Source organism: Pseudomonas sp. 5Ae-yellow (assembly GCF_014077575.1).
Taxonomy (GTDB): Bacteria; Pseudomonadota; Gammaproteobacteria; order Pseudomonadales; family Pseudomonadaceae; genus Halopseudomonas; species Halopseudomonas neustonica.
This window is the reverse complement of sequence record NZ_JACGWE010000132.1, coordinates 1-670: the sequence shown is the minus strand read 5'-3', so window position 1 is coordinate 670 and position 670 is coordinate 1. Positions and strand designations below refer to the sequence as shown.

General features: G+C 61.9%; 1 pseudogene and 1 other annotated feature. The pseudogene reads right to left on the bottom strand.

The features are described from left to right. A pseudogene (locus tag H4J77_RS19590) lies at positions 1-670 on the bottom strand (IS3 family transposase); the annotation flags it as partial. Next, positions 285-401 (bottom strand) — a sequence feature (AL1L pseudoknot). It overlaps the preceding pseudogene by 117 nt.

The following is a 670-nucleotide window of genomic DNA, read 5'->3' as shown; positions in this document are numbered from 1 at the left end:
TTGTCCAGCGGGCACGGAGCCTTGTGGTCGCTGACTGTGGTGCGGACGATCTTGCCACGCCGGACTCCGCGCAGGCCAAGTCGTCGCATCAACCGCTCGACCGTGCAGCGGGCCACGGCGTCTCCTTCACGGTTCATCTGCTTCCAAACCTTGTCAGCACCGTAAACTTGCAGGTTCGCGTTCCACACAGCTTCGATCTTTGGCATCAACTTGCTGTCGCGCCGGGCTCGGTGGCTTTGCAAATCCGGATTTCGACGGCGGGCGGCATATCGGCGATAGGCTGACGGGGCAATCTGCAGCACCGTGCAGATTGGCTCGACCCCAAAAGCATCCCGGTGTCCATCCACCAGAGCGTAGATCACTTCAGCCGGCGGTCGAGCTCCGCCTGGGCGAAAAACGCACTGGCCACCTTGAGTATTTCGTTGGCCCGGCGCAACTCCTTGACCTCGCGCTCGAGCTCTTTGACGCGTTGCGCGTCGGCTGTGCTGACGCCCGGCCGTACGCCGGCATCGACGTCTGCACGCTTGACCCATTCCAGCAACGTTTGGGGTACGCAGCCGATCTTGGGTGCAATCGACTCGACCGCCGACCACAGCGAGGGATAGTCGCCGCGATGCTCTTGCACCATCCGCACGGCTCGTTCACGGACTTCAGGGGAAAACTTGTTTGT